Below are 26,524 nucleotides of genomic sequence, written 5' to 3'. Positions count from 1 at the left end.
ACCGACAAAGCTGCTAAGTGAAGTTAGCGGCTTTGTTGGTTATGTTATAAAACTAATCAACAATACTGCCCTGCTGCAAAGCCGCAGCTCCAAGCGTATTGGAAGTTGTAACCACCTAACCAACCAGTGACGTCGGTCACTTCGCCAATAAAATAAAGACCTGCTGATTTTTTTGCTTCGAAGGTTTTTGAGCTTAACTCATCGGTATCTACGCCACCGAGTGTAACTTCGGCTGTTCTATAACCCTCTGTGCCATTGGGTTTTATTTGCCAATTGTGAATGTAGTCATGTAATGCGTCGACTTGTGCATGGGTTAACTGGTTTACATTGCAATCTGGAATCGCTTTTGTATCGTGCAGCATTTCAACAAAGCGTTTGGGTAAAATGGTTGCAAGGGTATTTTTTAGTGACTTTTGCCCTTGGCTTTGACGCCACTGCTCAAGCTGCTGTTTTAAATCAAGCTCAGGTAATAAGTTTATGTAAACACTCTGCCCTGCGCGCCAGAATGAACTGATTTGCAAAATAGCGGGCCCCGACAAGCCGCGGTGGGTAAAGAGGATATTTTCTTTGAACTGGGTGCCATCTTCACTCGTCACTACACATGGGATACTGATCCCCGATAAACCATCAAAACGATCTTTATCATGCTGGTGCAAAGTAAATGGCACCAATGCGGCCATGGTTGGTAGCAGCGTTAAGCCAAATTGTTCAGCAATTTTATAACCAATGGGCGATGCGCCAAGTTTTGGCATGGTTAAACCACCGGATGCCACCACCAATGACTCGCATTGATAACTGTCTTGTTCGGTTATAACTTCATAACCAGCATCGTTTTTTATCACGCTAAGTACTTCGTTACGAAGAGCAATGTTTACCCCAGCCCACTCACACTCAGTTAAAAGAATATCAACGATATCTTGCGCGCTGTTATCACAAAATAGCTGGCCCAGCGTTTTATGGTGATAAGCCAAACCATGACGGTCCACCAGCTCAATAAAGTCATGTTGGGTATAACGGCTTAAACAGGATTTTACGAAGTGAGGATTAGTACACAAGTAGTTGTCTGGGCTTGCGTTTTCATTTGTGAAGTTACAACGCCCACCACCGCTTATTAAAATTTTACGGCCAGGCTTTTTGCCCATATCAAGCACAGTAACATTGCGACCTCGATAGCCTGCTTGTGCTGCACACATTAAACCTGCGGCACCGGCACCAATCACAATTACATCTACTTGGGTCATTACTCATTCTCACTGAAAAAATTTAGCTGATTATAACAAGATATTACGCGCTCGTTGTTAACTTAGTCATTTTTTTGAAAAAAGATAAACCCAAAAAACAAAATAAAGTAAAAACTCTATAACAGTAAATTGGAACTTTATAATTAGAAAAAAGCAAAAAAACCCAATTAATAGTTATATTTAGCCATCTATACATTTAGTTATAACCAAAATAGAGACAAACATAACAAAACGATATTTTAACTATATTTACATTTATTTTACCTTTGTCCCCCTTCGCGGAAAGTCGTGCGAAGCAACTTATAACAATCTAGGGATCATTATGACAACTAACAACTTGAAAAAGTGCGCAATTGCATTAAGCCTCACAGCGTTATTTGGAACAACAGCAGCAATGGCCGCACCAAACCAAATGTTACCACCATCAATGGCAGATACCGCTGCAAAATTACAAGGTCAAAGCGGTTTTGGAACACAATTTATTATTAAATACAAAAATAGCAACGCTGATATGACCACGATGTCTGCCGCTGAGCAAACACCTGCTATGATGAACCAAAAAGCACAAAGCTTTGTGAAGAATTTCAGCAGTAAAAAAGGCTTAGCAAAAGCTCAGTATGTACGTGCCATGGCAATGAGCAACCACCACGTAATGCGCGCTGATAAAAAGCTTTCGGCCGATGAAGCACAAGCATTTATGCAAGAAGTTATGGCAACTGGCAACGTTGAGTACATTGAAATTGACCAAATGTTACAGCCTTTCGCAACACCTAATGATCCACGTTATTCTGACCAATGGCACTACTACGAGCAAGCAGGTGGCTTGAATCTACCTACAGCATGGGATAGCGCAACAGGCAGCGGTGTAACAGTTGCTGTACTTGATACGGGTTACCGCCCACATGTTGATTTAAACGCCAACATCTTACCTGGCTACGACATGATTTCGAACCTATCTGTTGCCAACGATGGTGGTGGCCGTGACAGCGACGCTCGCGACCCTGGCGATGCAGTTGTACGTGGTGAGTGCGGTACAGATCAAAATGGCGATCCTTCACCAAAGGCAGATCAAGACTCTAGCTGGCATGGTACTCATGTTGCGGGGACCGTTGCTGCGGTAACAAATAATGGTGAAGGCGTTGCAGGTGTTGCTTATGATGCCAAGGTTGTACCTGTACGTGTGCTTGGTAAATGTGGTGGTTTAACATCTGATATTGCAGACGGTATTATCTGGGCGTCAGGTGGTTCAGTGTCTGGCATACCTGCAAATGCTAACCCTGCTGATGTTATCAACATGAGTTTAGGTGGTGGGGGTGCATGTAGCTCAACAACGCAAAATGCTATAAACCAAGCACGCAACAACGGCGCAGTTGTTGTTATCGCCGCTGGTAACAGTAATGATAATTCGGCTAACTACAACCCAGGTAACTGTAATGGCGTTGTAAATGTTGCCTCTGTTGGCCGTAACGGTGGTCGTGCTTATTACTCAAACTTTGGTAGTAATATTGATGTTGCAGCCCCTGGTGGTGCGCAAAGCTTTGCGAATGATTCAGAGGGTGTATTATCAACTCATAACTCAGGCGCAACTGGCCCAAGCAGTGATTCTTATCATTTCTCACAAGGTACATCAATGGCTGCACCGCATGTTGCAGGTGTCGCGGCACTTATCAAACAAGCGAAGCCTTCTGCAACGCCAGATGAAATTGAAAGCATTTTAAAATCAACGACTCGCTCTTTCCCTGCTACATGTAATAACTGTGGTACAGGTATTGTCGATGCAGCCGCTGCAGTTGCAGCAGCATCGGGTTCAACTCAGCCGCCAGCTACAGGCAATGAGTTACAAGATGGTCAAGCATTAACAGGCTTAAGTGGCGCAGCAAGCAGCAAAACCTACTACACAATGGAAGTACCGGCGGGCGCAACAAATGTTACTTTCACTATGAGTGGTGGTACGGGCGATGCAGACTTATATGTTCGCGCAGGTAATGCTCCTACTACAACAACATATGATTGCCGCCCTTATGAAAGCGGTAATAACGAAGTATGTTCAATCGATAGTCCAACAGCAGGTACATACCACGTAATGCTAAGTGCTTATTCTGCCTACTCAGGTGTGAGCCTTGTAGGTGACTTAACCGCTTCTGGTGGTACAGGCTCACCACAAGCAGGCGGCGGTACAGTTGAAAATATTTCGGCTAACGCTGGTCAATGGAAACACTACACTATTGATGTGCCTGCTAATATGTCTAGCTTTACAGTGACTAGCTCTGGCGGTACAGGTGATGCAGATTTATTTGTTAAATTTGGAAGTCAACCTACAACAAGCAGCTATGACTGTCGTCCGTACAAAAGTGGCAGTGCTGAAACATGTACTTTTAGCAACCCACAAGCAGGTACTTGGCACTTAAGCTTAAATGCATTTCAAACCTTTTCAGGTGTCACACTTGATGCACAATATCAACCTTAATCGTTGATAACCCCGATTACCCTTGGGACTTTTAGCCGGACTCTCGTCCGGCTTTTTTAGTTTTATAATTTAGCTAAAACGGCCTCTGCACGGCTTACTGTAAATTCTTTATCCTGCTCAACAAACAAGTCTGTTACAGTTTGGTCGTCGACGATCATTGCATAACGTTTTGAACGCACACCACCAAAGCTAGCAGTGTCCTTATCTAAACCAAGCGCCTTGGTAAAACTAGCATCACCATCGGCTAACATACGAATATGCTCAGCATTATGTGCCTCACCCCATGCTTTCATTACAAATGCATCATTCACTGAGACGCAGTAAATCGCATCAACGCCTTTGGCGGTAATTTTATCAGCCAGTGTAACAAACTCAGGTAAGTGAGCGTTTGAACAGGTAGGCGTAAATGCCCCTGGCACAGCAAATAGCACTACTTTTTTACCAGCAAATAATGCTTCTGTGTCTAACGTTTGCATGCCTTCGCTGGTTAATTCGCTAAGGGTTGCAGTAGGTAAAGTTTGGCCTTGTTCGATCATCGTGATTCCTTGAAAGAAAATATACATTAGCAGTATGAAAGAGTAAGGTTTAATTAAACTATATATCAATTGCTAACTCTACTTATAATCACTAAGCGCTATGAATAATAAAAATTATTACGCAAACCTTTTACGCTATGCTCATAAGGTGACATTACATAAAGAAGAGGCTGAAGACTTACTGCAAACGGCTCTTCTTGTTGCCGTTGAGGCTAAACGCTCAGATCTAACATGTATAAAAAACCGTCGCTGGCTTATGGGTGTACTGCGTAATCAATCTGTATTTAATGCGCGTTCTGCCGCAAGAAGAAAAAAGCGTGAAGTAACTTTCACCAATACGAACAATACACACACATACAACGACGAAACAGCAACCTATTTTATCGATTCATTACCGCCTAGCCTAAAAACAACAGCACTTTTAGTTTTAACAGGGCATTGTAAAAAAGAAATCATCTGGCTGCTGCGAGTATCAGACGCAGCTCTAAGGCAACGGATAGCTGAGATTAAACGCCGCTGGCGACAAACCGTTGCAAAACAAATACTTGAACTTGAAGGTTTAGCTGAAGATTTGCCGTTTGGGCAAATACGTAAAGCACTTCTTAATGCGCCATGCCGTGATGAAGCGACACTCGCAAGCCATGACCCTGATGGACATCTTTTTATGATGACCTCACAAAACCACCTTGCACGGCAACATAAGGTGATATCTATTAAAAAACAGGAAAAGAACCATGCTTGATAAAAGTAAAATTGGCGCAATTTGTTATTACATTAGCGATCTAGATAAAACAGAAGCGTTTTACCGTGATACGCTCGGAATAAACATTCAAAGAATGGAAGAAGATGGAGAGGGTTGGCTGCTTGCTAAAACAGCAAATGACATCGAACTACTCTTTTTTAAGCAGGAGTCAAAGCCCGGAAACACACCCATTATTGTTTTTGAGTTAGCTGATGGTGGGATTGATGACGTAGTCGAAACACTCGCAACAAAGGGAGTAACTATTGTCACCCCTGTAAGCCATGCACCAGGTGGCTGGTCAGCAGAAATCGCAGATCCAGATAATCATCAAATATCAATGTATCAATCCAGTGATGTTCCACGCAGCAAAAGATAGGGTAAAGATTATACCGTCAAAACCAAGTGCGCTCACCCCGCACTTGGTTTAAAGAAGTTAAATAATACATTCCCCATTAGAAAGAGCAGCAACTCTCGCTATTTTTTGTGCTTTTCAGTCCACTTGAAACACTTATAATCCTAAGCTGGTTTTAATTGTCTGCATTTGTTGCTGCAAACGCTGCTGAATATCACTTACTAGCACGTTCGATTCACTCACTTGGCCTTTCATGCTTTGCATAGACTGACTAAAGTTTTCGAGTAATGCATTTTGCTGTTTAGCTAGCTCCATCGCATCAAACGCGACCTTGTTAGCATCTTGTGCATTATCAGCAACGCCTTCAGAGTTACGTTTTAGCTCTTGGGCATTTTGTGTTTGTAACTCTGCATCGTTAGCAAGGGCACTTATTTGTGTCGATACCATTGATGAGTTTTCACTTAGGCGATTAAGCTGACTGTTAATATCATCAAGTGAGCCTTGGGTTTGTCTAGCAAGTTTGCGCACTTCGTCAGCTACAACCGCAAAACCTCGGCCATGCCCCCCTGCACGAGCCGATTCTATAGCGGCATTTAATGCTAGCAAGTTAGTTTGCTCAGCAATATTTTTAATTACTTCAATAACTTGACCAACATCATCCACGCCCTTTAATAGCTCTTTTAAGCTATTTAACCCTTGCTCAACACGCTGCTCAGTATGTGAGCTTGCTGTTAGCATACTCTCAGCAAAACCTAAGCTTTGCTCCATGGCACCAAATGTCTGTTTTGCGTTGTCAGCCACTTGACTATTAATGGTGTTAACTTGTTCACCAATATGTTGAATATCGCTTAGTAGCCCTTGATTTTGCTCAACTTGAGTGTGGCTAGCATCGGTCTTTTGAGCAATAGTAAGTAAGTGTTCACTCATTTCTAACATAAAGTCATTAATCACTTTGAGCATTTGCGCACGCTCTTCCGCTTCAATTCGTTGACGCTCAATTAACTGATTAAAATAATGAGCTATCTCCCCTATTTCAGTTTTTGGATTTTTGCTTTCAATATTTTTAAGCTCATTACTTTCAATTAAGAATGCAAAGCCATCTCGTAACTGACGCAGCGGGTTTAAAACTTGATTACGCTGTACAAAATAAACACCGCCTGCAAGTACCACTAACATGCCAATCGCAATACAAAATACAATAAATACGTGCTGTTTAAGCTGGCTTTGTTCGTCTTTCAGTTTTTGCTCAGCCCCAAGCACCGTTGCCGATAAGGCCGCAATTTGTTCACGCAGTGCTTGCATACCCGTTTGACGCTGCTCAGCTTGCTCTAGCGTTGAGGCTAAATCACGAGGGAAACGCTTAGGCCAACTTATTAACTCCGATTTAATATCCCCGGCTAAGTCCTCGGCTTCTTCACCAAAAAATAAAGCATCTTCGTCGACTTCACTCATCACTCCTAGGTTATCAAGCGCATCAATTTTGCTTGCTAATGCATTTAAATTTTCTACGCTTTGATTGAGGCTTGCTTTGGTGTCTTGATCAAAGCTTAAAACCAGCTTGTAGGTGTATAAAGCAAGTGATGTCACTTCGTTGTAATAGTCGGCACCCAGTTGGTAATATTCAAGCGCTAAATCTGTTTGCGGCTTTGCTTTACGAGCATAGCCTATTAGCGAGGAGGCAGAGCCTGCCATTTGCCTGAGCGAGTTGTCCAATAAAGCCATTTCGTTACCCGATAACTTACCTAGAGCACGGTATTTACCATTGATATCTTTATCTAATGCTGAGAGTTGAGTTGATAAGTGTGAATTTAAATCTTGAGGAAGATGCGCTAAGTCTTGCTTTATGACCTCAGCAATCAGTGCCGATGATAAATTAAGGTATTGACTATCACCTTGCTCTAAATAGTCATCGAGGTGGCTTTTTAAATCAATAACTAGGGTATTTTTGAGTTTATTATAAGCGTTATTTTGTTGTTCTAAACTTAATAGAGTTTGGCTTGCCCAAAATAAGGTCGCCGCTAACAAGATACTAGCAAGTGTGAGTAAAACGGCCAATAACCGAGTAAATGATGACACGCGCATAAACTATAATCCCCTAAGTCATTACGCGTGTAGAATATTAACCTTTTATGACAATTTGATGTAACCCAACCTAATATCCAGAAACTATTAATCAAAAATAGTACAAAAGGGTAGGTTAGGTCATTGCAGCTTTCACATATACATCAAAGCGGTTCTTTTTAGTTTTGATCTGCATGCTGGGTGTTTCAGCATTTAAAAATGGCGCGTAGTCAGGCCGCTTTACCACGACTCGCTTACTCGCCAGCGGATAGGCAAAATCTAAAAGATCATCTGCATCGCTATCAGCGCCAACAAGCGCTTGGAATACTCGCATTTCTTTTTTAACTAAAGCTGATTTTTCACGATGAGGAAACATCGGATCCAAGTACACGACATCTGGTATATCGTTACACTGAGCAAGTAGAGTATGGCTCGAACCGAATACTAAGCTCATATTTTCTTTCATCCATGCGCCAATTTCAGCATCACCGTAGGCGCGTTCAAGGCCATCAAATAATAGTGCAGCTACCACAGGATGACGCTCATGCAAAATAACTTTACAACCGAGTGACGCCAGCACAAAACCATCACGCCCAAGTCCTGCTGTGGCATCAAGGACAACGGGTGTGGCTCCTTTATTTAACCCTACAGCTTTGGCAATTGCTTGGCCTTTACCACCACCGAATTTACGGCGGTGCGCCGCCGCTCCTGTGACAAAGTCGACGTGGATAGCCCCTAGTTTAGGCTCATCTTTCTTTTTTAAGCTCAGACCTTGCTCATCATAATGCAATGAAAAGCCGTCATTACTGTTCGCCCATTCAGTTAAACCAAAGCGCTGCTCTATAGCATCTAAATAAGGACGCATTTCTTTAAAGGGACAATGAATTACCACGTAAAACTCCGAGCTATACTAATGGCCATGAGTATATCATGGCTTAAAATAGCTCGATATCCGTTTGTGATGTCACATCTTCTGTGTGGCTAGGCTCTGCCATTTTTTGTAAATGACCCAATAGCTCACTACGCGATTCAATAATGTGGAGCAACTGAAACTTAATCGCTTCAAGATCATCATTCAGCGAGGCAAAAAGTAACTGGGTTTGTTGTAAGTGCTGTAAATGAAAAATGATTTCATCGCTATTTAGTAACTTACTTTGTTCAACTGACTTATTCAGTTCACTCAGTTGCACAGCAAACTTTTCGACAGCCCGTTCTCGCGAGTAACTGTGTTGATACATTTGCTCCGACAGCTCGCTAAATGCATTACCGATTTGTTTAGCCTGTGTGAGTGCTCGCTCATTGACTTCCATATCTTGAACCTTCGCATTGGTCACTTCAAGAATATGCGGAAACAAGTCTTTATATCGGCCATACAACTGAGCATCATCAAGTGGCATGTTTTTAATTAACATGGACACTTTCGGGTAGTTAATAATGGTACGATGGCCAAAATCGACAAACCGGTTAGCATCGCGATGTTTTTCGAGTAACTCACGCTCTAGTGGGCAAACAGCCCCCTCTGCACCACAAAAAATCCCGATATCTTGATACCAAAAAGCGAGCACTACATCGAGCTCCATTGGGTTAAAAAACTCAAACATGTATTCTGACAGCGATTGGATATCATGTGCATGATAACTTTGACCCACATAGCGCATAATACGCCCCATATCACCCGAGTCTGTCATGGCGATTTCAGCGGTTATTTGCGCGCGCTCCACATCGCTTTTTAGCTTTTTAGAATGCTGTCGGTATTCATACAAAACACGGATACGTGCCATTAACTCTTCAGCATTAAAGGGTTTAACAATATAGTCAGAAGCCCCTGAATTGTAACCCTTAACACGGTCAGGAAGTTCCTTTTTCCCAGATAGAAACATCACGGGTATATCTTTAGTTTGAGAGTTAGCTTTTAATTCACTGCATACTTCAAACCCTGTTTTTCCGGGCATTTCAACATCTAGTAAAATAATGTCTGGATTATATTTAATTGCTTGTCTTAACCCTTCATCGCCATTTTTAGCATGGATCAATGTGCAAAAGCCAGAAAGTGACTCTTCAATTACATGATGTACGTATTTGTCATCATCTATGGCTAACACCAGTTTCGACATGCTTTTATCCTGTAAATAGCTTTTTAAAAAGCATAGTACGCAGGGTTGATTTTGCTAAGGTTTATTAATAAAAAAAGCGCCTTTCGGCGCTTTCCAATAATACTTACTATTTAGGCTGCAATTCCGCTGTGCCTAAGCAGTGCATCAACTTGTGGCTCACGGCCTCGGAACTTCTTGAATAGTTCCATAGGTTCCTCGCTGCCTCCTTTTTCTAAAATATTGTTAAGGAAGGCCTGCCCTGTCTCTTGATTAAAGATCCCTTCTTCCTCAAATTTAGAAAATGCGTCAGCCGAAAGAACCTCTGCCCATTTATACGAGTAATAGCCTGCACTATAGCCACCAGCAAAAATATGGCTAAAGCCATGCTGAAAACGGTAAAATTCTGGAACCTTAACAACCGCTGTTTTACTACGCACATCATCAAATGTAGCTTGAATATTACAAGGCTCACCTGCTTTGTAGTCATGATGAATCGTAAAATCAAACAACGAAAACTCTAGCTGACGCAGCATATGCATACCTGATTGGAAGTTCTTCGCCGCAAGCAATTTATCAAGCAGTTCTTTTGGTAGTGGTTCATCTGTTTCATAGTGACCCGAGATGAAGTTAAGCGCTTCTTCTTCATAACACCAGTTTTCTAAGAACTGGCTTGGTAATTCAACCGCATCCCATGCAACACCGTTAATACCCGCCACTGGCGCTGCATCAACTTGAGTTAACATATGATGGATACCATGACCAAACTCATGGAATAAGGTGGTTACTTCGTTATGAGTAAACAGTGCAGGTTTATCACCCACCGCTTTATTAAAGTTACACACCAAGTAAGCAACGGGTGTTTGTAGCTCGCCGTTAGCACGTACTTTACGACCCATGCAATCGTCCATCCATGCGCCACCACGCTTGCGGTCTCGTGCATATAAATCTAAATAGAAACGGCCTCGTAGCGTGTTGCTACTGTCGTAAATCTCAAAGAAACGTACGTCAGGATGGTAAGTATCAAAGTCACTCACTTCTTTAACGTTAATACCAAATAAGCGATTTACTGTGGTAAATAAGCCATTTAATACTTTATTTGCAGGGAAATAAGGGCGCAGTACTTCATCAGAAATCGCGTATTTCTCTTGCTTAAGCTTTTCTGCGTAATAAGCGTAATCCCACGCGGCAAGCTCCGTCACACCGTGTTTATCTTTTGCATAAGCCGTTAGCTCAGCCAGCTCTTGCTCGGCTTGTGGCTTAGACTTAGCTGCTAAATCTTCTAAGAATGAAAATACCTGAGCAGGTGATTCTGCCATTTTTGTTGCCAATGACATATCTGCATAACTGTTAAAACCAAGTAATTGCGCAAGCTCATGACGAAGCGCAAGTTCTTCGCTCATAATGGCAGAGTTATCAAACTCACCCGCATTCGGACCTTGATCCGACGCACGAGTAACAAACGCGGTATATGTTTCTTCACGTAATTCGCGGTTATCTGCGTAAGTCATGATAGGTAAATAAGATGGAAAATCTAACGTGAATACCCAACCATCTAGATCTTTACTTTTTGCCGTATCAGCACCCAGAGCTAATGCAGATTCAGGCAAACCAGCAAGCTCGCTTTCATCAGTAATATGCTTTTGCCAAGCAAGTGTGGCATCCATTACATTGTTACCAAACTTAGATGAAAGCTCTGATAAACGCGCACTAATTTCACCATAACGCTTTTGTTGCTCTGGTTTTAGCGCAATACCTGATAACTCAAAGTCACGTAACGCATTAGTAATCGTTTTTTGCTGTGCGGTGGTAAGTGCTTTAAATTCATCGCTGTTGTGTAGAGCGTTATAAGCATCGTATAAACCTTGATGCTGACCCACAAACGTTGAGTACTCCGATAACAACGGCAAACATTGCTCATAAGCTTCTCGTAGCTCATCGCTGTTCACGACTGAGTTCATATGAGATACCGGTGAAAATAGTCGTGATAGCTTATCGTCAGCTTCTTCAAGTGGAAGCACCAAATCATTCCACGTATATGACTTAGCTGCCAAGACCTTATCGATAGTTAAACGACACTCTTTAATTGCCGCTTTTAATGCTGGCACCACATGCGCTGGTTCAATCTTAGAAAACGGCGGAAGCCCTTCTAAACCAATAAGTGGATTATTTTCTGCAATTGTCATTTTCGTTCTCAATTTTTAATGCGAAGATGATTCTGAGGTTGGGGCAAATTGATGAAATACAAGGGGCTTAACCTTGGTCTTTATTATGCTATTATCGATTAATTAAAGAAAAGTTATCTATTTTTGAGGACAAACTATGGCTCAGCATTTTGATTACATTGCAATTGGTGGCGGTAGCGGCGGTATCGCTTCTGCTAACAGAGCAGCAATGCGTGGCGCAAAAGTGGCACTTATTGAAGCAAAACACATGGGCGGCACGTGTGTAAACGTGGGCTGCGTTCCTAAAAAAGTGATGTGGCATGGTGCACAAGTGGCTGAAGCTATTAATGCTTACGCACCTGATTATGGCTTTGATGTTGAGTTAAAAAGCTTTAGCTGGGCTAAATTAGTAGAGAGTCGCGAAGCGTACATAGGCCGTATTCACCAAGGTTACAATAAGTATTTATCAAGCAATGGCGTAACTGTAATCAATGGCTTTGCTAAATTTGTTGATAGCAAAACGGTTGAAGTTAATGGTGAACTATACACTGCTGACCATATTCTTGTTGCCGTAGGTGGCCGCCCTACTATTCCCAATATCCCAGGCGCTGAGCTTGGTATTGACTCAAATGGCTTCTTTGAATTAAACGAACAGCCAAAACGTGTAGCTGTTATTGGTGCGGGTTATATTGCCGTTGAAATCGCAGGCGTACTCCACAGCCTTGGCACAGAAACCCACCTGTTTGTTCGTAAAAACAAACCACTGCGTACTTTTGACCCATACATCGTTGATACCCTAGTCGATATTATGGCAAAAGAAGGCCCAACTCTTCATACAGATTGCACGCCAAAAGAAGTCGTTAAAGAAAGCGATGGTAGCTTAACGATTCATTTTGAAAATAGCCACAGCCAAAACGTTGATGAAGTAATTTGGGCCATTGGCCGTACACCAACAACTGATAAGATCAATCTTGCAGCTGCGGGAGTTGAAGTCAATGAAGGTGGTTATGTAAAAGTAGACGAATTCCAAAACACCACTGCTAAGAACGTCTATGCAGTGGGTGATATCATCGAAAACGGTATCGAACTTACACCTGTAGCCGTTAAAGCAGGCCGTATTTTATCTGAGCGTTTATTCAATAAAGAATTACCTGATGATTTAAAGATGGACTACGAGCTAGTGCCTACCGTGGTATTTAGTCACCCACCAATCGGTACAATTGGTTTAACGGAGCAAGAAGCGATTTCGCAATATGGCGAAGAAAACGTTAAAGTTTATAAATCAAGCTTTGCTGCTATGTATACCGCGGTTACACAACACCGCCAAGCATGCAACATGATGCTAGTATGTGCAGGTGATAACGAAAAAGTTGTTGGCTTACACGGCATTGGTTTTACCGTAGATGAAATGATTCAAGGCTTTGCTGTTGCCATGAAGATGGGCGCAACCAAAGCAGACTTTGATGCTGTTGTAGCGATTCACCCAACTGGGTCTGAAGAGTTTGTTACTATGAGATAAACTCGCGTTGCGAGTCAATATTAAAACCTTGTGGTGCTGTCACAAGGTTTTAATAAAACTCACGATTTTTCATAGAAGTGGAGCTTATAGAATTGAGCCAAATACACCTACGAACAAAATGAAATAGGTTTATAATAACCGCTCTCATTCCTTTCCAACTCGAACACGTTTACATCTTCCATAAATGCAAAAAAATCATCCCTATTATTAAGTTTCAAATAGACATTTAACTCACTATTTTCAGATGAAAAGTCGCTGTTTTTACATGCTGAGTTGACGTTCACACTCATATTAATAGTACCCGTGATACTATTCTTTTTATAATCTTTTACTACATCCTGATCATGCCGCATTTCTAGTGCGTCATTTTTATTCAACTGTAAAATAAAAATGTTACTATTCACCTTGTTTTTTTGTTTTAACTCATCAGGTAATTCATATTTTTCATTCACATTGACAAAGTATTCATGCTCAAAACTATAGTTAGGATCATCAGCTTTTACGTTAAATTTAATTACTACATCGTTATTATTAATAACAATTCCTACAGGAACTTGAACAGCAACAACTACCTCGCTTGGCTCAACTTCTAAAGGGTCGAAACTCATCATTTTATACATTGATGCCAGCGACATACTACTGCATCCAGAAACGACAAATGTGCTCACTAAAAGTACACACAAAAATATATTCTTCAAACTATCTAACTCCTTGTTAAAAAGTTATTTATCCAACTAGATAAAAAAGGCTTCATCTACCACTTGTCAGATTCTTGTAACTAGCAATCACATCAAGTAATAAGAAAATGGTTAAACAAAAAGCAACTTGTATTTATTATTGAAACAAAAAACTTATGATGCTGCCACAAGTTTTTTATGCCTATGATTACAAAGTGAGGGTGAGTTGTTAAACTCAGTCAAAATAATAAAAACGTAAACTACTTTGCAATCAATCACTTTATTCCCTGTACACCTTGTACAGAGTATCTTTCTGTTTCAAATGTTATTTGGTGCATTATTAATTAATAGCCAAAAACAAAGTCGTTCCTTGGTGCTGTTGTTTGCATTTCAAGGCTGTGTATGCGCCTTTAATCTGTTAGAAGGGTTAGAGTTTTCTGATTACTTAATCACCCCAGCATTTACATTACTGTATGGGCCTATGATTTACTTTTTTACCTTGTCGATTACAGGTAAGCAACCCTTTAAAACATCACACTACGCGGTTCACTTAATTCCTGCGGCTATTTCCTTGGCCTTTACCCACTACACACAAGCGATCATTTTACTTGGTTCACTTAGTCAACTTGGTTATTTCTACTTTGCTTATGGCATTTTAAAGCGCTATCACAAACAACTTATGCATGCTCGCTCAGATGCTGAGAGCCTTAAATTAAAGTGGCTGATCAAAGCATTATTTATTTTTGCCATTATTGTCGTATTCGATTTGCTGCGTATGAATGTGCAACCAATCACGCCGCTCGATTTAAAGATGCACTGGTATTTATTAAACGAAATACTGTTACTGCTAATGTTTAGCTTTTTGTTGTTTCACACCATCAAAAGTAGCTTTCAATTCGAGCCAGTCACATTGCCTGAAGAACCCGAAGCTGAACAAACTGATTCGTCTGACGAGCAACTTGCGCAGCAAATTTTCTCAACCATTGATAACTTGATTATTAATGAATCGCTTTATCGACAACCTAGGTTGTCATTAAACGACTTAGCAAATAAAACTGGGCTCGGTAGTAAAGAAATATCTTGGGCTATTAACAGCACAACGGGGAACAACTTTTGTGAGTACATCAACCAGCATAGAGTGAATGATGTTAAACGCGAAATAGAGCAAGACTCATCTCAAAAACTCAGCCTGATAGAACTGGCATTTCAAGCTGGCTTTAATTCTAAATCGACTTTTAATGCGGTGTTTAAAAAAGAAACGGGATTAACGCCGAGTCAATTTAAGAAGCAAACACTAAAAACCTGCTCATAAAACAGACAAAAAACGTCCTAAATCCTGTTTTAGGACGCTTTTTTACAGCCAAAACGCTAATTTAAACAAAAAAACAGCTTTGAGACTCCAGATGTACAAGTCCTATTTTTTACTACTAACATTTATCCTTTTAATGAACTATTCGAGTTTTTCTTTAGCAACTAATCATTCTTTAGAAGTGACGAATCAAGCCTTAAAAGTGCAACCAAGTCGCGTTGGTGCAAGCGACCCAATCGCTTACTTTCAATCGAAAACAGCGGCAATAGAATTTGCTAAACAACAAAACTGGGCTCTGGTGAATAAACTCACAAAAAAGCTCATTAATGAATATCAACATGATGGTGATACTTGGTATTTACTTGGCCTCAGTTACTTTCAATTGGCCGACTATCTAAATGCCAGCAATGCTTTGCAACGCGCACTTGCAATTGGGACTAGCTTAAAAGGCATTGCTAATGGGGCTAGTAACCCTAACGATTTAATGGTGAAAATTGCAGAGGCGTATGCTGAGCTTAATAACCAACAACAAGCCGAATATTGGCTTAAAAAAGCACTTTCTGCAAGGTGGGATGACCGACCAACACTTGCAGGCACCAGCTTATTTAAATCAGGCACTAATCCTCACTTTGAGCGTTTTGCGCAATCAGCCAGCTTTAAATCTCTAGCGGGTAATAACCTCGGTACTGAACTCAATCGCGATCAAAAATGGCGCGCCGATTTAGCGTTTTTAGTCGCGGAGATTAAACGTTTACACGTGGCCATGTACCAAAATATGAGCCAACTACAGTTTGCAGAAAAAGTAGCGGGCATTGATAAAGCGATTCCTAACCTGACTGATCAGCAAATTGTTTTTCAGTTTATGGAGCTAATAGCACTACTTGGCAATGGTCATAATTTATTGATCCCTGCATGGGGTGAAAAAGGCAACTTTCAGCAATTGCCATTTCAGTTTTATCAATTTAGTGATGGCTTATACATCACCAAAGCCAGTAGCGATTATCAGCAATATATTGGCTATAAAGTTGAAGCACTAGCCGATACACCAGCCGAGCAAGCCCTTGAGTTAACCAAACGTGTTAATGCTCGCGATAATGAAATGCAAACCCTTTGGTTAGGCCCATATTATTTAAGTTTGCTTGATGCGCTCAATGGGCTTGGTATTAGCAAGGGCAATAAGGTAACACTCACGCTCAGCTCACCGAAAGGGGCTGTCACCACTGTTACGCCAGCGCTAAAATCGATGCAATTTGCAGGCTTTCCTAAATTACCAAAACTTGCTGAACACCCTACGCTTCGTTACTTAGCGCAAAACAACACGCCGTTTTGGAGCGAGCAAATCAAAACGAATAAATTACTGTATGTACAATTCAATGATGTACGTAATAGCAAAGATCTCACACTTGCTGAATTTGCCACGCAACTACAAACACAAATAAAACACGATGACATTGAACATATGGTGCTGGACCTTCGCCATAATAGTGGTGGTAATGGCTCGCTTACCCCTCCTTTGGTGGCAACAGCCGCATTTTTTAAAGTATTAAAACCACAAGGTAAGTTATTTATATTAATTGGCCGTAATACGTTTTCGGCAGGCCATGATGTAGCAGTTAAGATTGCCAATATAGTGCCAACAATTTTTGTAGGTGAACCATCAGGCACCCGTCCGAATGTGGTAGGTGAAGCGGGCTGGTTTAACTTACCTTACAGTAAACAAACAGGGCTTATTTCGAGTCAGTTCCACCAGCAAAGCCGTGCGGAAGATCATCGAATTTGGTTAGCACCCGATCTGCCTATTTCATTATCGGCAAAAGATTACTTTGCGGGTGTTGACCCTGTGATGAATGCCGTTTTAACCATAACTAAGCAATAAACAGTGCTGGCACAAACCTTGTAACTGTTAATAAAGTAACCAGTTATAGCAACAATTTGCCCTTGTTTACTGTGTAATTAAGCAATTATTACGAAGAAACAAGGCATTTTTTACAAGGAGGCACTGTGTCTAAGTCTGCAATTTTATATCGCATGGTGACCGATGAGCATATTTGCCCATTCGGTTTAAAATCAAAAGATTTACTAGAACGTCATGGTTACGATGTTGATGACCGTCATTTAACAAACCGTGAGCAAACCGATAAATTTAAACAGCAGCATGATGTAAAAACCACCCCGCAAACCTTTATCGATAATAAACGCATTGGTGGTTACGATGATTTGCGCGACTTTTTTAACCTGCCAGAAGCAGGGCAACAAGGCACAACTTACACGCCCGTGTTAGCCATTTTCGCAGTGACCATGCTACTGAGTTGTGGTTTTAGTTATGCAAATGGCACTGCTTTACTGTCGATGCAGAACATAATGCTATTTGTTGCACTGACAATGGCTGTGCTCGCAATTCAAAAACTGCAAGACTTATACAGTTTTTCAAATTCATTTATTACTTATGATTTACTCGCCATGCGTGTTGTGCCCTATGCCTATATTTACCCGTTTATTGAGGCGTATGTTGCCATTGGTATGGTGGCCGAATTACCCGCCTTAGCTGTTGCACCATTTTCGCTGCTTATTGGTAGCATAGGAGCTATATCTGTGTTTAAAGCTGTATACATTGATAAACGAGAACTTAAGTGTGCCTGTGTAGGTGGAGATAGTAATGTGCCGCTCGGTTTTATTTCTCTGAGCGAAAACTTATTTATGATTGCGGCGGGTATCTGGATGCTTAGTACTGTTTAAACGATTTACTTATAGGCTAGATAAAGCCTGCAGCAGCAGGCTTTATTGATAGATCAGTTATAACCACCTGTTCTTATATCTTTTTCAAGTTCAGATTGAGTTTTCACTGGGTGACACACTGTGTCCACCGTGCTTTTATTCATTTCATCAGCATCTGTGCTAAAAAATGTATAGTTATAATTTGCTTCAACTTCGCCGCCCAAACAGTGATGGTCGAGTAAAGCGCGTTGTTCATGGTCTTGCAAATTTGATTCTGAGGCACAACCGGCAAGCATTAAAAAAGCCATTAAAACTGATATTTTTTTCATAGTATCCTCTTAAATTAATTACAGTTCATATCTAAAATGAAATGAGGGAAGCTTGTCGAGTAAAGGTAAAAGTGACCTTTCTCTTCTTAAATCTTTACGCTCTCTTTCTAGCTGTGTCCGTCGATATCTCAACTCTTTACGTTTTTCGCTTGAGTTATTTTTATTGCTCAATTCATTCGAAATAGATTGAAGCTGCCAATTTATGGTGTCTATTCTTTGATCTATTTCTGCTTTTCTTGCTTCAATTTGATAGCGATCATTCCCCTCTTCCCATGCTCTTCTAAAGTGCTCATCATTGCATACGCCATTGTAAGCTTGTCCTTGAATACCGAGGGTAAAGCCATGTTCTGGTACACAAAACACAGCAAGTCCTTGTTGATAGCTTTTCTTATACTCTTCTAACTGAGGCGTGATACCAAACTCTCTACATGCAAAGACAATGTCTTTACCCTGATCATAGCTATACCCCTGAACACCATGGTCATAGCCCAATTCTTGCCAACTAGCTTGCATACACTCTTCGTGCGACAAACTGCTGCACCCAGATAGCAACAACAAGAATACACATAAATAAATGAACCGATGAAACACTGTGACCTAACCGATATAAAATAAGCAAGGTACCTATTTTAGGTCACAAATTATAAAAAGGGAAGATTATTGATAGAAACTCAAGAATAAGGGATTGCAGTGTGTTTACGTACTAGCGTAAACACACGTTAAGTTAAGTTTTTATGCCGTACCACCAACAGTTAAGTTGTCAATTTTAAGGCTTGGCTGACCAACGCCTACCGGTACACTTTGGCCGTCTTTACCACACACTCCTACGCCTTTATCAAGCGCTAGGTCATTACCCACCATTGAAATTTGCTGCATCACTTCAGGGCCGTTACCAATTAATGTAGCTCCCTTAATCGGTTGAGTGATTTTACCATTTTCAATTAAATAGGCTTCCGATGCGCTGAACACAAATTTACCCGAGGTAATATCGACTTGGCCCCCACCAAAGTTCGGCGCAAAAATGCCTTTTTTCACAGAGCTGATAATATCTGCTTGGCTATGTTCGCCACCTAACATATACGTGTTGGTCATACGTGGCATAGGTAAGTGAGCATAAGATTCGCGGCGCGCATTACCAGTAGGGTTTACGCCCATCAAACGCGCATTAAGCTTATCTTGCATGTAGCCTTTTAAAATACCGTTTTCAATAAGTACGTTATAGGCTGCAGGGGTTCCTTCGTCATCTACGTTCAATGAACCACGGCGGTCAGCAATGGTGCCATCATCCACGACTGTACACAGCTCAGATGCTACCTTTTCACCTACTTTGCCGCTAAACGCTGATGCGCCTTTACGGTTAAAGTCCCCCTCAAGGCCATGACCTACCGCTTCGTGTAGTAACACACCTGGCCAGCCTGCACCTAGTACGACTTCCATACTGCCTGCAGGGGCATCAATTGCTTCTAAGTTTACTTTTGCTTGGCGAACCGCTTCTTCAGCGTATCCCATCCAACGAGGCTTACCGTCAACTAATTCTTTAAAATAGCCATAATCTAAACGCGCGCCGCCACCAGCACCACCGCGTTCACGGCGGCCGTTCTTTTCAAGTAATACTGAGCAGTTTAAACGAATAAGCGGGCGAATATCGGTTGCAAATGTGCCATCGCTGGCTGCAATAAGTACTTCTTCATACACCGCCGACATTGAGCTAATCACTTGCTCTGCATCAGGTGCTAATTCACGAATATAGTTTTCAAGCTCACGTAGTAAATTTACTTTATCGCTATCACTCATGCTTTGAATAGGTTGATGCGGTGCATATTGTTGTTTTGCAGCAACATCACTAAACACTTGAACTGTTTTATTTTCACCTGCATCTGCAATACTACGCGCAGCAGTCGCCGCTTTATTTAACGCTTCTAAGTTGATTGCATCTGAGTATGAAAACCCTGTTTTTTCACCACTGACAGCACGAACACCAACCCCACGTTCAACATTATATGATCCCTCTTTCACAAGGCCATCTTCAAGTACCCAGGATTCATGATGACTTGATTGAAAATACAAGTCGGCGTAGTCCACTTGATGTTGGTGAATAAAGGCGAGCGTTTTTTCGAGTTCTTCTCGTGTTAGCTGGCTGTCTTGTAATAAATGCTGTTCAACCGTGTTCATAATAAATGCTCTCTAAATCGTTGCTGAGACTGCACAGGCATGTCTTGGCGTATCTTATTCAATTGGTTTAAATCAAGTTCATGACTGATAAACCCTGTGCCACTTGGAAGCTCACTGAGCGTATCTCCCCATGGCGAAATTATAATGCTGTGGCCATATGTTTGCCGACCATTTTCATGATCTCCCCACTGCGCAGCTGCAACTACATAAGACTGTGTTTCAATTGCTCTGGCAGCTAATAAGTGATGCCAATGAGCAGCACCGGTAACAACAGTAAAAGCACTAGGAACTAAAATTAGCTCAGCACCCTGTCGCTGCATAGCACTAAACAAACCACTAAAGCGCAGATCATAACATACTGCTAAACCAATTTTACCAAAGGGTGAGTCAACCACGACAATATCGCTACCCGCTTGTGTCGCATCTGACTCACGATAACATCGGGTGGAGTCCGCAACATCGACATCAAATAGGTGAATTTTATTGTACTGCGCGACTACATCACCTTGGCTATTAAATAAAAATGAGGCAGCTAAGTATTTTCCATTATCTTGCGAAACAGGCACGGTACCAGCAGCTAGCCAAATATCATGTTGCTTACACAGTTGTGCAAGTTGTGCTTTGTAGTCATCAATTTTAAGCCCTAATTGATAACTCGCTTGGCTACTTTTACTAAAGATCAAAAAAGCTTCGGGTAGGCAAACCAGTAAAGGACGCGTTTTAGGTAACTGCTGTAATGACAGCCTCAAAGACGCCATATTTTGTTCTGCATTGATACCAGAACACATTTGTAATGCTAAAACCTGACCCGACATATTAGCCTTCATTGGTTTGTAAACTCACAGATGATGCCGCGTCTTTTAATTTTAACCGTGAGGAAGATTGCGGCTGGCTCTGTGCAGCTTGTGGTAAAGTAACTTCTCGACTTTTACGATCGACTTCGGTCACCTCAGGATCGCTCATACTGCCACTGACTTTAAAATTAATTTCTGAGATCACCCGGGCAGAGTGAATAACCTTATCGATGGCAAGTGCCGCTAAGCCACTTACAGGATTAACCATCCATGCAACTATAACAGGAATACTTGAAGTAACCTGTGGTGCGACTGCCAAATCATAGTCAATTTCAAGGGTATTTAGGTTAGTATGGCCTTTAATAGTCAAGTCAGCAGGTACACCGTCAAGTTTGGTATCTTGCGTGTAAGCAATGCCTTTATCAAGCTGCATAGTCCCTTGCATACTGTTATAGAAAAAACCCTTCGAAAATACATCTCTGAAATCCAGTTTTAGCTTACGCACTAAGGAGTCTAAACTTAACAGTGAAAATACTCGCGCACCGCCATCACTTATCTCAGCAAGATGGCCTTCACCTAAGCGCCAATCTAGCTCTCCCATCAGTGTTGGTACATCAACGTTATACGGGGCACCTTGCCAGGCTAAATCAAATTGAATATCGGCGTCTGAGTCCTTAACGGTGGTTGTTATATCAAACTCATCAAATAACTCACCAATATCGTCACTTTGTAAATTACCAGTAAATCGTGTTTGGCCATCGGCAAATTGCCCTTTCCCTCTGAGTACATGATCGCCTTTATCAATGAGCACTTCAGTAAATAACAGTGTGTCTTGCTCACCGACTAAACTACTTTTGACTTTATCAAGTTGATAATCTGCGACTTTACAATCTTCACAGTTAAACTCGATGGCAGGAATACGCGTTAACCAGCTTAAGTCTTCTGGTTCACCAACATCTTTGGTTTGCTCTGGTGCAGCTTCATTAAAATTAATACGTAAGTAGTCAGTAAAAATTTGAATTGGCCTGCGCGTTTCACCGGTTGGAATGAGTGCATCGGCGCGTAATTCTTTGGCATTTAGTTTTAATTCTAAGTCTGATTGCTTTGGTGCTAAACGAAACTCAAAATCATTGAACTCGATATTGTGCAGTGCAAGCTTATTAAATTTACCGGTTACGTTATTAAACGTAGGCATCACACTTGGTGAGTCTGATTTTACTTTAGCGAGCGCAATAATTTGGTCAATTAAACCAAACCAAGGTGTCAGTTCTGTCTGTGGTAAATCAATTGATACAGCAAAACCGTCACGATTAAGGCCAAGGTCTTGCTCACCCAAAATTAAATGTACGTTATTAAATTTTTGTTCGCCATTATCTAAAATAGCATTAAAGAAAACCTGCTCATTAACGTTCGCAGTGATCAAGTTTGAAATTCTGTCGCCTTGCACAACAGCCGTAAGTGGCCATGTTTGCTCTTTACTTTTATTATAGGGAGCAGGTAATTGACTACTAAGACCCACTAAGTTACCACTTACGTCCGCACGGTAGTTAAAGTCATTTGGTAGAAAGTTAAGTAATACATTAATGTCTACATCACTTTGCCCCGTTAAATAACCCGCTAAGAGACCATGTGCTTGTTCGATTAATGGCTCTGCTTCAAGAGCAAGCTTTATCGCTATTTCGGCGCGATAATTATCTGCGACGTTCTCACTGCTGAAATTAGCGGTCAGCGGCATGCCCATCCAATCAGCTTTAGCATTATTGAAATCGATTTTGTCATTATTAAATTTAACAATGCCGGTCATATGGTTAAGGGTTATACCTGGCTGCGCAAGGTATACAGGGATATTTGCAAGCTCAACTTCACCTATTGCATCAACATGCCCTGAGCGTAAGTTAACCAACAACTCAATTTCTGCGGCCGCCTCCCCTTGAGCTTGCACAACTTCAAAAACACTTGCTAAAGGTTTTGCCAGTGGCGTTGCAGCAAAAAAAGGCGTTAACTTTTCGCCATGAGCGCGTTTATTAATAGCAACCTTAAGCATTTCGGCATTCATTAAATCAGCAATGCTGACATGTACGCTATCGCCTAAGTCTAAATTAACAAGCTTGCCCGACTTACTGTAGATATCCATGCGCTCATTTTCAAAATGTAGCGTTACGTTAGCGTCTTCAACCGCAGGCCAACTTGGTGAGAATTGATAGTTTGCGCTATTGACGTTTGCCAATACTTCAAACTGACCCTGTTGCTCCCTAAATGGAAAGCCTTCAAAAGGTCCTGAATAGAGCACTTGCGCTTTATTTACTTCACCACCTTGAATGGCACCATTTAAATAGTTAACTAAGTTCTCACTCATTACAGGCAAAGGAAAATAATGCCCTGCTACTGTGGCATCAGGTGCATACGCTTCTGCATATAAATCTAAGCGAGGGTCATCTGTTAGGCTTAACATCATTTCAGCTGCAAGCGTCACCTCGTCGTTATCAAGCCATAAATTATCACTACTGATACGCCAGCCGTCGGTGTAATGGTGTAAATCGAGCTCAATATTGAGTTGGTTATAGGCAATATCTTGGCTAAAGCTACCGTTGGTCAATAAGCGGTTGTTTTCTCCATAAAGTTGTATGCGACCAGCAGACTGATTAATGAAGCCATCGACTCTAATTGCTTGACCACCAGGGATACCGTTTAGTGACAACCAATTTAGTTGGTCACCTTTAAACCAAAGTTGCCATTGTTCACTTTGTCCAAACTCGACATACGCATCGCTTAATTGTCCATTTGGTTGGCGGTCCAAAAATGGAGTAAGTACTTCAAAATTACTTAATTGGGCAAGTTTGGCTAATAAAGCAAAATCAAATTGCTTAAGCCAAATTTTATTTTGCTTACCAAGTTGGGCTTCAAATTGCAGTGTCGGCCATTGCTTTAAATCACTTTCAAAGGTCAGACCGGTACTTTTTAGACGCCACCCTTGCTGCCAAGGAAACAAGTGGAACCCGCCTTTACTTAGGTTGATTTGATGCGACTCTTGGTTTTGTTGCCAATTTACAAAGCTAGGTTGCCACTGCACTTTCACATCGCTGATCAAGCCTTTTTCAAGGCTAACCCACGTTTGTAAATTCATATCTGAGTGCAATTGCTGTTTATCAGTATTGATAAATTGTGCAAGCCATTTAGACACATCTACATTAGCAGCCTCTACATAGATATCACCCGCCATGGTTTCAAGTGTTGAACCATTTAATGCCATTCGCGCATCAAAGCTCCCCACCGAGATGCCAGGTAAAGCTAATGAACCAGCGCCTTGATGCTGCTCAGGGGTATTTTGCCAAACAATGTTTTCAAGAATGAGTTTACGTGCTTTGCCATCACCTAACATAAAATTAAGGCTACTATCTTGCACAGCAAAATGACCTGTTTTCCCTAAAAACAAGCTTTCGATAAGTTCTTTTTGCTCAAAGCTATTACTTTGTTGTTCACTGCTTAATTCCAGCATTGTTGGTAAGTCGACATCGGCATGGAAACCATTAATGACAAAGTAGTTCGACTTTAATTGACGGGTTTTAAGTGATTCCCAAAGATTAACTTCAAGACTCGCCTTATCAATATTTAAAGCGATAGGCGATGTTTGGTTGTCTTCAAATGAGATATTTTCGAGAACTAATGATGGCCCCTTTCCTTGCCAGCTCGCAGAGATAGAACCTATTGACAGGTTGACATCAAATTGCTCGTATAAAAACGTTTCAATATTGCTTTTATAATCATTGGCATAGGGAAGTGTATACTTTAAAACAGAGACAATAACGGCCAGCAACACAAGGGTGATAGCAAATACTTGCCATACCTTGCGTATACAATAAAAGCAGACCGTCTTTGTGTTCATTACATCATTACCACATCAAACTGTTCTTGATTATATAAACTCTCTGTTTGAATACTGACTTGCTTGCCAATAAATAGTTCAAGTTCAGCAAGGTTATGGTACTCATCATTAATAAGTGCCTCAGAGACCGATGGTGCAGCATACACCATAAATTTATCAGCAGCATAAGCGCGATTAACCCGCACAATTTCACGCAGAATCTCGTAGCAGACTGTTTCAACCGTTTTTTGTGAGCCTCGTCCAGAACACGCAGGGCAAACATCACATAAAATATGCTCTAAACTCTCACGGGTACGCTTTCGAGTCATCTCCACTAAGCCTAGTGCAGATAAGCCATTTATGTTGGCTTTAGCGCGATCTTTTGCCAATGCTGACTCAAGTGAATGAAGCACTCGGCGTTTGTGCTCGTCGCTGACCATATCGATAAAGTCGATAATAATAATGCCGCCTAAGTTACGTAACCGTAACTGACGGGCAATCGCCGATGTTGCTTCAATATTAGTGTTAAAAATAGTTTCTTCTAAATTACGATGGCCAACAAACGCGCCGGTATTTACGTCAACGGTGGTCATCGCTTCAGTTTGGTCAATAATTAAATAACCGCCCGATTTAAGCTCTACTTTACGATGCAAGGCTTTTTGAATTTCGGTTTCAACATCAAATAAGTCGAAGATTGGTCGCTCACCTGGGTAATATTCAAGCGCGCCGGATAGAATTGGTACAAACTCTTCAGTAAATTCTTTTAGTTCTTGATACGTTAATTTAGAGTCAACACGAATTCGCTCCATATCTTCGCCAACATAATCACGAAGAGTTCGAAACGCCAGTGTAAGGTCTTCATGCAAAATACTTTCTTTGCTTACTTTTTTGCGCTTAGTAACAATTTTTTGCCACAGCTTTTTTAGAAACTCAGCATCGTGACGAAGCTCAGCTTCACTTGCCCCTTCGGCAGCAGTACGGACAATAAAACTACCATCTTCATCGCCGTATTCAGCAACAATTTTTTTCAAGCGTAAACGTTCTTCTTCGGTTTCAATACGCTGGCTCACACCGACGTGTGTCGCATCAGGCATAAACACTAAGTAACGAGATGGAATTGTAATATCAGTCGTTAAACGCGCCCCTTTAGTACCAAGAGGATCTTTGACCACCTGCACCATGATGTGCTGTCCTTGGCGAACAAGCTCGCGAATATCTTGTACTTTCTTGATGGGTTGCTCATCAACACCTTCAACAATAGAGGCGCTGTTAACAATGTCAGACGCGTGCAAAAAAGCCGCTTTGTCTAAGCCAATATCTACAAATGCGGCTTGCATGCCTGGTAATACACGGCTAATTTTGCCGAGGTAAATATTACCAACAATCCCTAGGTTGCCAATTCGCTCTAGTTGAATTTCTTGCAGTACGCCATTTTCAATCAGCGCAACCCTGCTTTCACTCGGTGTAACGTTGATCAGTAATTCGGTGCTCAT

The 26,524-nt window shown here is 41.4% G+C and carries 20 protein-coding genes; 7 read left to right on the top strand and 13 right to left on the bottom strand.

Features of this window, described 5'->3' with window-relative positions:
- Positions 1 to 56: 56 nt before the first annotated feature.
- Positions 57 to 1,241, bottom strand: a complete 1,185-nt coding sequence (locus L0Z67_RS02375) for an NAD(P)/FAD-dependent oxidoreductase (protein WP_405128413.1) — start codon at positions 1,239 to 1,241, stop codon at positions 57 to 59.
- A gap of 322 nt (positions 1,242 to 1,563) precedes the next feature.
- Here L0Z67_RS02375 and L0Z67_RS02370 point away from each other — a divergent pair, with 322 nt between their 5' ends.
- On the top strand, positions 1,564 to 3,708 hold the full coding sequence (locus L0Z67_RS02370; protein WP_405128412.1) for a S8 family peptidase: 2,145 nt from the start codon (positions 1,564 to 1,566) through the stop codon (positions 3,706 to 3,708).
- Positions 3,709 to 3,770: 62 nt separating this feature from the next.
- On the opposite strand, the gene L0Z67_RS02365 is transcribed toward L0Z67_RS02370, so the two are convergent.
- Positions 3,771 to 4,244 carry a peroxiredoxin gene (locus L0Z67_RS02365; RefSeq protein ID WP_405128411.1) on the bottom strand — a complete coding sequence of 158 codons (474 nt, stop codon included), beginning with the start codon at positions 4,242 to 4,244 and terminating at the stop codon, positions 3,771 to 3,773.
- Between the two features lie 100 nt (positions 4,245 to 4,344).
- Between L0Z67_RS02365 and L0Z67_RS02360 the strand changes: the two genes are divergently transcribed.
- Positions 4,345 to 4,986 carry an RNA polymerase sigma factor gene (locus L0Z67_RS02360; protein ID WP_193988277.1) on the top strand — a complete coding sequence of 214 codons (642 nt, stop codon included), beginning with the start codon at positions 4,345 to 4,347 and terminating at the stop codon, positions 4,984 to 4,986.
- On the top strand, positions 4,979 to 5,362 hold the full coding sequence (locus L0Z67_RS02355) for a VOC family protein (protein ID WP_193988276.1): 384 nt from the start codon (positions 4,979 to 4,981) through the stop codon (positions 5,360 to 5,362). The genes L0Z67_RS02360 and L0Z67_RS02355 overlap by 8 nt, the downstream gene beginning before the upstream one ends.
- A 132-nt stretch (positions 5,363 to 5,494) precedes the next feature.
- On the opposite strand, the gene L0Z67_RS02350 is transcribed toward L0Z67_RS02355, so the two are convergent.
- The 4 genes from L0Z67_RS02350 to prlC form a co-directional block, all read right to left on the bottom strand.
- Positions 5,495 to 7,420, bottom strand: a complete 1,926-nt coding sequence (locus L0Z67_RS02350; RefSeq protein ID WP_405128410.1) for a methyl-accepting chemotaxis protein — start codon at positions 7,418 to 7,420, stop codon at positions 5,495 to 5,497.
- Between the two features lie 115 nt (positions 7,421 to 7,535).
- The gene (locus tag L0Z67_RS02345) at positions 7,536 to 8,291 is read right to left on the bottom strand and encodes a class I SAM-dependent methyltransferase (RefSeq protein ID WP_062567333.1); all 756 of its coding nucleotides are present in this window, start codon (positions 8,289 to 8,291) and stop codon (positions 7,536 to 7,538) included.
- Positions 8,292 to 8,334: 43 nt separating this feature from the next.
- On the bottom strand, positions 8,335 to 9,513 hold the full coding sequence (locus L0Z67_RS02340; RefSeq protein WP_062567332.1) for a two-component system response regulator: 1,179 nt from the start codon (positions 9,511 to 9,513) through the stop codon (positions 8,335 to 8,337).
- 110 nt (positions 9,514 to 9,623) lie between these two features.
- The gene (gene prlC, locus L0Z67_RS02335) at positions 9,624 to 11,675 is read right to left on the bottom strand and encodes an oligopeptidase A (RefSeq protein ID WP_062567331.1); all 2,052 of its coding nucleotides are present in this window, start codon (positions 11,673 to 11,675) and stop codon (positions 9,624 to 9,626) included.
- A gap of 136 nt (positions 11,676 to 11,811) precedes the next feature.
- Here prlC and gorA point away from each other — a divergent pair, with 136 nt between their 5' ends.
- Entirely contained in the window at positions 11,812 to 13,173 is a 1,362-nt protein-coding gene (gorA, locus tag L0Z67_RS02330) for a glutathione-disulfide reductase (RefSeq protein ID WP_193988254.1), read from the top strand.
- Between the two features lie 107 nt (positions 13,174 to 13,280).
- On the opposite strand, the gene L0Z67_RS02325 is transcribed toward gorA, so the two are convergent.
- On the bottom strand, positions 13,281 to 13,871 hold the full coding sequence (locus L0Z67_RS02325) for a hypothetical protein (RefSeq protein WP_157066149.1): 591 nt from the start codon (positions 13,869 to 13,871) through the stop codon (positions 13,281 to 13,283).
- Positions 13,872 to 14,115: 244 nt separating this feature from the next.
- Here L0Z67_RS02325 and L0Z67_RS02320 point away from each other — a divergent pair, with 244 nt between their 5' ends.
- The 3 genes from L0Z67_RS02320 (at position 14,116) to L0Z67_RS02310 (ending at position 17,895) form a co-directional block, all read left to right on the top strand.
- Positions 14,116 to 15,162 (top strand): AraC family transcriptional regulator, encoded by a 1,047-nt coding sequence (locus L0Z67_RS02320; RefSeq protein WP_157066148.1) that lies wholly within the window; start codon positions 14,116 to 14,118, stop codon positions 15,160 to 15,162.
- A 91-nt stretch (positions 15,163 to 15,253) separates the two neighbouring features.
- The gene (locus L0Z67_RS02315) at positions 15,254 to 17,035 is read left to right on the top strand and encodes a hypothetical protein (RefSeq protein ID WP_405128409.1); all 1,782 of its coding nucleotides are present in this window, start codon (positions 15,254 to 15,256) and stop codon (positions 17,033 to 17,035) included.
- 125 nt (positions 17,036 to 17,160) lie between these two features.
- Positions 17,161 to 17,895: a MauE/DoxX family redox-associated membrane protein gene (locus tag L0Z67_RS02310; protein ID WP_405128408.1), complete on the top strand. Its 735-nt coding sequence runs from the start codon at positions 17,161 to 17,163 to the stop codon at positions 17,893 to 17,895.
- A 53-nt stretch (positions 17,896 to 17,948) separates the two neighbouring features.
- Here L0Z67_RS02310 and L0Z67_RS02305 read toward each other — a convergent pair whose 3' ends face one another.
- The 6 genes from L0Z67_RS02305 to rng all read right to left on the bottom strand — a co-directional run bounded on the left by L0Z67_RS02305 (position 17,949) and on the right by rng (position 26,524).
- Positions 17,949 to 18,203, bottom strand: a complete 255-nt coding sequence (locus L0Z67_RS02305) for a hypothetical protein (RefSeq protein ID WP_228074395.1) — start codon at positions 18,201 to 18,203, stop codon at positions 17,949 to 17,951.
- Positions 18,204 to 18,221: 18 nt separating this feature from the next.
- Positions 18,222 to 18,716 (bottom strand): DUF2799 domain-containing protein, encoded by a 495-nt coding sequence (locus tag L0Z67_RS02300; RefSeq protein WP_228074393.1) that lies wholly within the window; start codon positions 18,714 to 18,716, stop codon positions 18,222 to 18,224.
- Between the two features lie 219 nt (positions 18,717 to 18,935).
- Positions 18,936 to 20,375, bottom strand: a complete 1,440-nt coding sequence (gene tldD / locus L0Z67_RS02295; protein ID WP_062567324.1) for a metalloprotease TldD — start codon at positions 20,373 to 20,375, stop codon at positions 18,936 to 18,938.
- On the bottom strand, positions 20,372 to 21,190 hold the full coding sequence (locus L0Z67_RS02290; RefSeq protein WP_228074392.1) for a carbon-nitrogen hydrolase family protein: 819 nt from the start codon (positions 21,188 to 21,190) through the stop codon (positions 20,372 to 20,374). Before L0Z67_RS02290 ends, tldD begins: the two co-directional genes overlap by 4 nt.
- A 1-nt stretch (position 21,191) precedes the next feature.
- Positions 21,192 to 25,052, bottom strand: coding sequence for a YhdP family protein (locus L0Z67_RS02285; RefSeq protein WP_405128407.1), 3,861 nt, complete (start codon positions 25,050 to 25,052; stop codon positions 21,192 to 21,194).
- Positions 25,052 to 26,524 carry a ribonuclease G gene (rng, locus tag L0Z67_RS02280; protein ID WP_062567321.1) on the bottom strand — a complete coding sequence of 491 codons (1,473 nt, stop codon included), beginning with the start codon at positions 26,522 to 26,524 and terminating at the stop codon, positions 25,052 to 25,054. The genes L0Z67_RS02285 and rng overlap by 1 nt, the downstream gene beginning before the upstream one ends.

Source organism: Pseudoalteromonas sp. PB2-1, from assembly GCF_045040605.1.
Lineage (GTDB): Bacteria > Pseudomonadota > Gammaproteobacteria > Enterobacterales > Alteromonadaceae > Pseudoalteromonas > Pseudoalteromonas arabiensis.
Note: the sequence above shows the minus strand (reverse complement) of the source record. Positions and strands in the feature narration are given on the sequence as shown.

Bases quoted from the DNA above. Each gene is read 5' to 3' on its own strand.
- L0Z67_RS02375 (WP_405128413.1), bottom strand. From the start codon at position 1,241: ATGACCCAAGTAGATGTAATTGTGATTGGTGCCGGTGCCGCAGGTTTA.
- L0Z67_RS02370 (WP_405128412.1), top strand. From the start codon at position 1,564: ATGACAACTAACAACTTGAAAAAGTGCGCAATTGCATTAAGCCTCACA.
- L0Z67_RS02365 (WP_405128411.1), bottom strand. From the start codon at position 4,244: ATGATCGAACAAGGCCAAACTTTACCTACTGCAACCCTTAGCGAATTA.
- L0Z67_RS02360 (WP_193988277.1), top strand. From the start codon at position 4,345: ATGAATAATAAAAATTATTACGCAAACCTTTTACGCTATGCTCATAAG.
- L0Z67_RS02355 (WP_193988276.1), top strand. From the start codon at position 4,979: ATGCTTGATAAAAGTAAAATTGGCGCAATTTGTTATTACATTAGCGAT.
- L0Z67_RS02350 (WP_405128410.1), bottom strand. From the start codon at position 7,420: ATGCGCGTGTCATCATTTACTCGGTTATTGGCCGTTTTACTCACACTT.
- L0Z67_RS02340 (WP_062567332.1), bottom strand. From the start codon at position 9,513: ATGTCGAAACTGGTGTTAGCCATAGATGATGACAAATACGTACATCAT.
- prlC (WP_062567331.1), bottom strand. From the start codon at position 11,675: ATGACAATTGCAGAAAATAATCCACTTATTGGTTTAGAAGGGCTTCCG.
- gorA (WP_193988254.1), top strand. From the start codon at position 11,812: ATGGCTCAGCATTTTGATTACATTGCAATTGGTGGCGGTAGCGGCGGT.
- L0Z67_RS02315 (WP_405128409.1), top strand. From the start codon at position 15,254: ATGTACAAGTCCTATTTTTTACTACTAACATTTATCCTTTTAATGAAC.
- L0Z67_RS02305 (WP_228074395.1), bottom strand. From the start codon at position 18,203: ATGAAAAAAATATCAGTTTTAATGGCTTTTTTAATGCTTGCCGGTTGT.
- L0Z67_RS02300 (WP_228074393.1), bottom strand. From the start codon at position 18,716: ATGCAAGCTAGTTGGCAAGAATTGGGCTATGACCATGGTGTTCAGGGG.
- tldD (WP_062567324.1), bottom strand. From the start codon at position 20,375: ATGAACACGGTTGAACAGCATTTATTACAAGACAGCCAGCTAACACGA.
- L0Z67_RS02290 (WP_228074392.1), bottom strand. From the start codon at position 21,190: ATGTCGGGTCAGGTTTTAGCATTACAAATGTGTTCTGGTATCAATGCA.
- L0Z67_RS02285 (WP_405128407.1), bottom strand. From the start codon at position 25,052: ATGAACACAAAGACGGTCTGCTTTTATTGTATACGCAAGGTATGGCAA.
- rng (WP_062567321.1), bottom strand. From the start codon at position 26,524: ATGAGCACCGAATTACTGATCAACGTTACACCGAGTGAAAGCAGGGTT.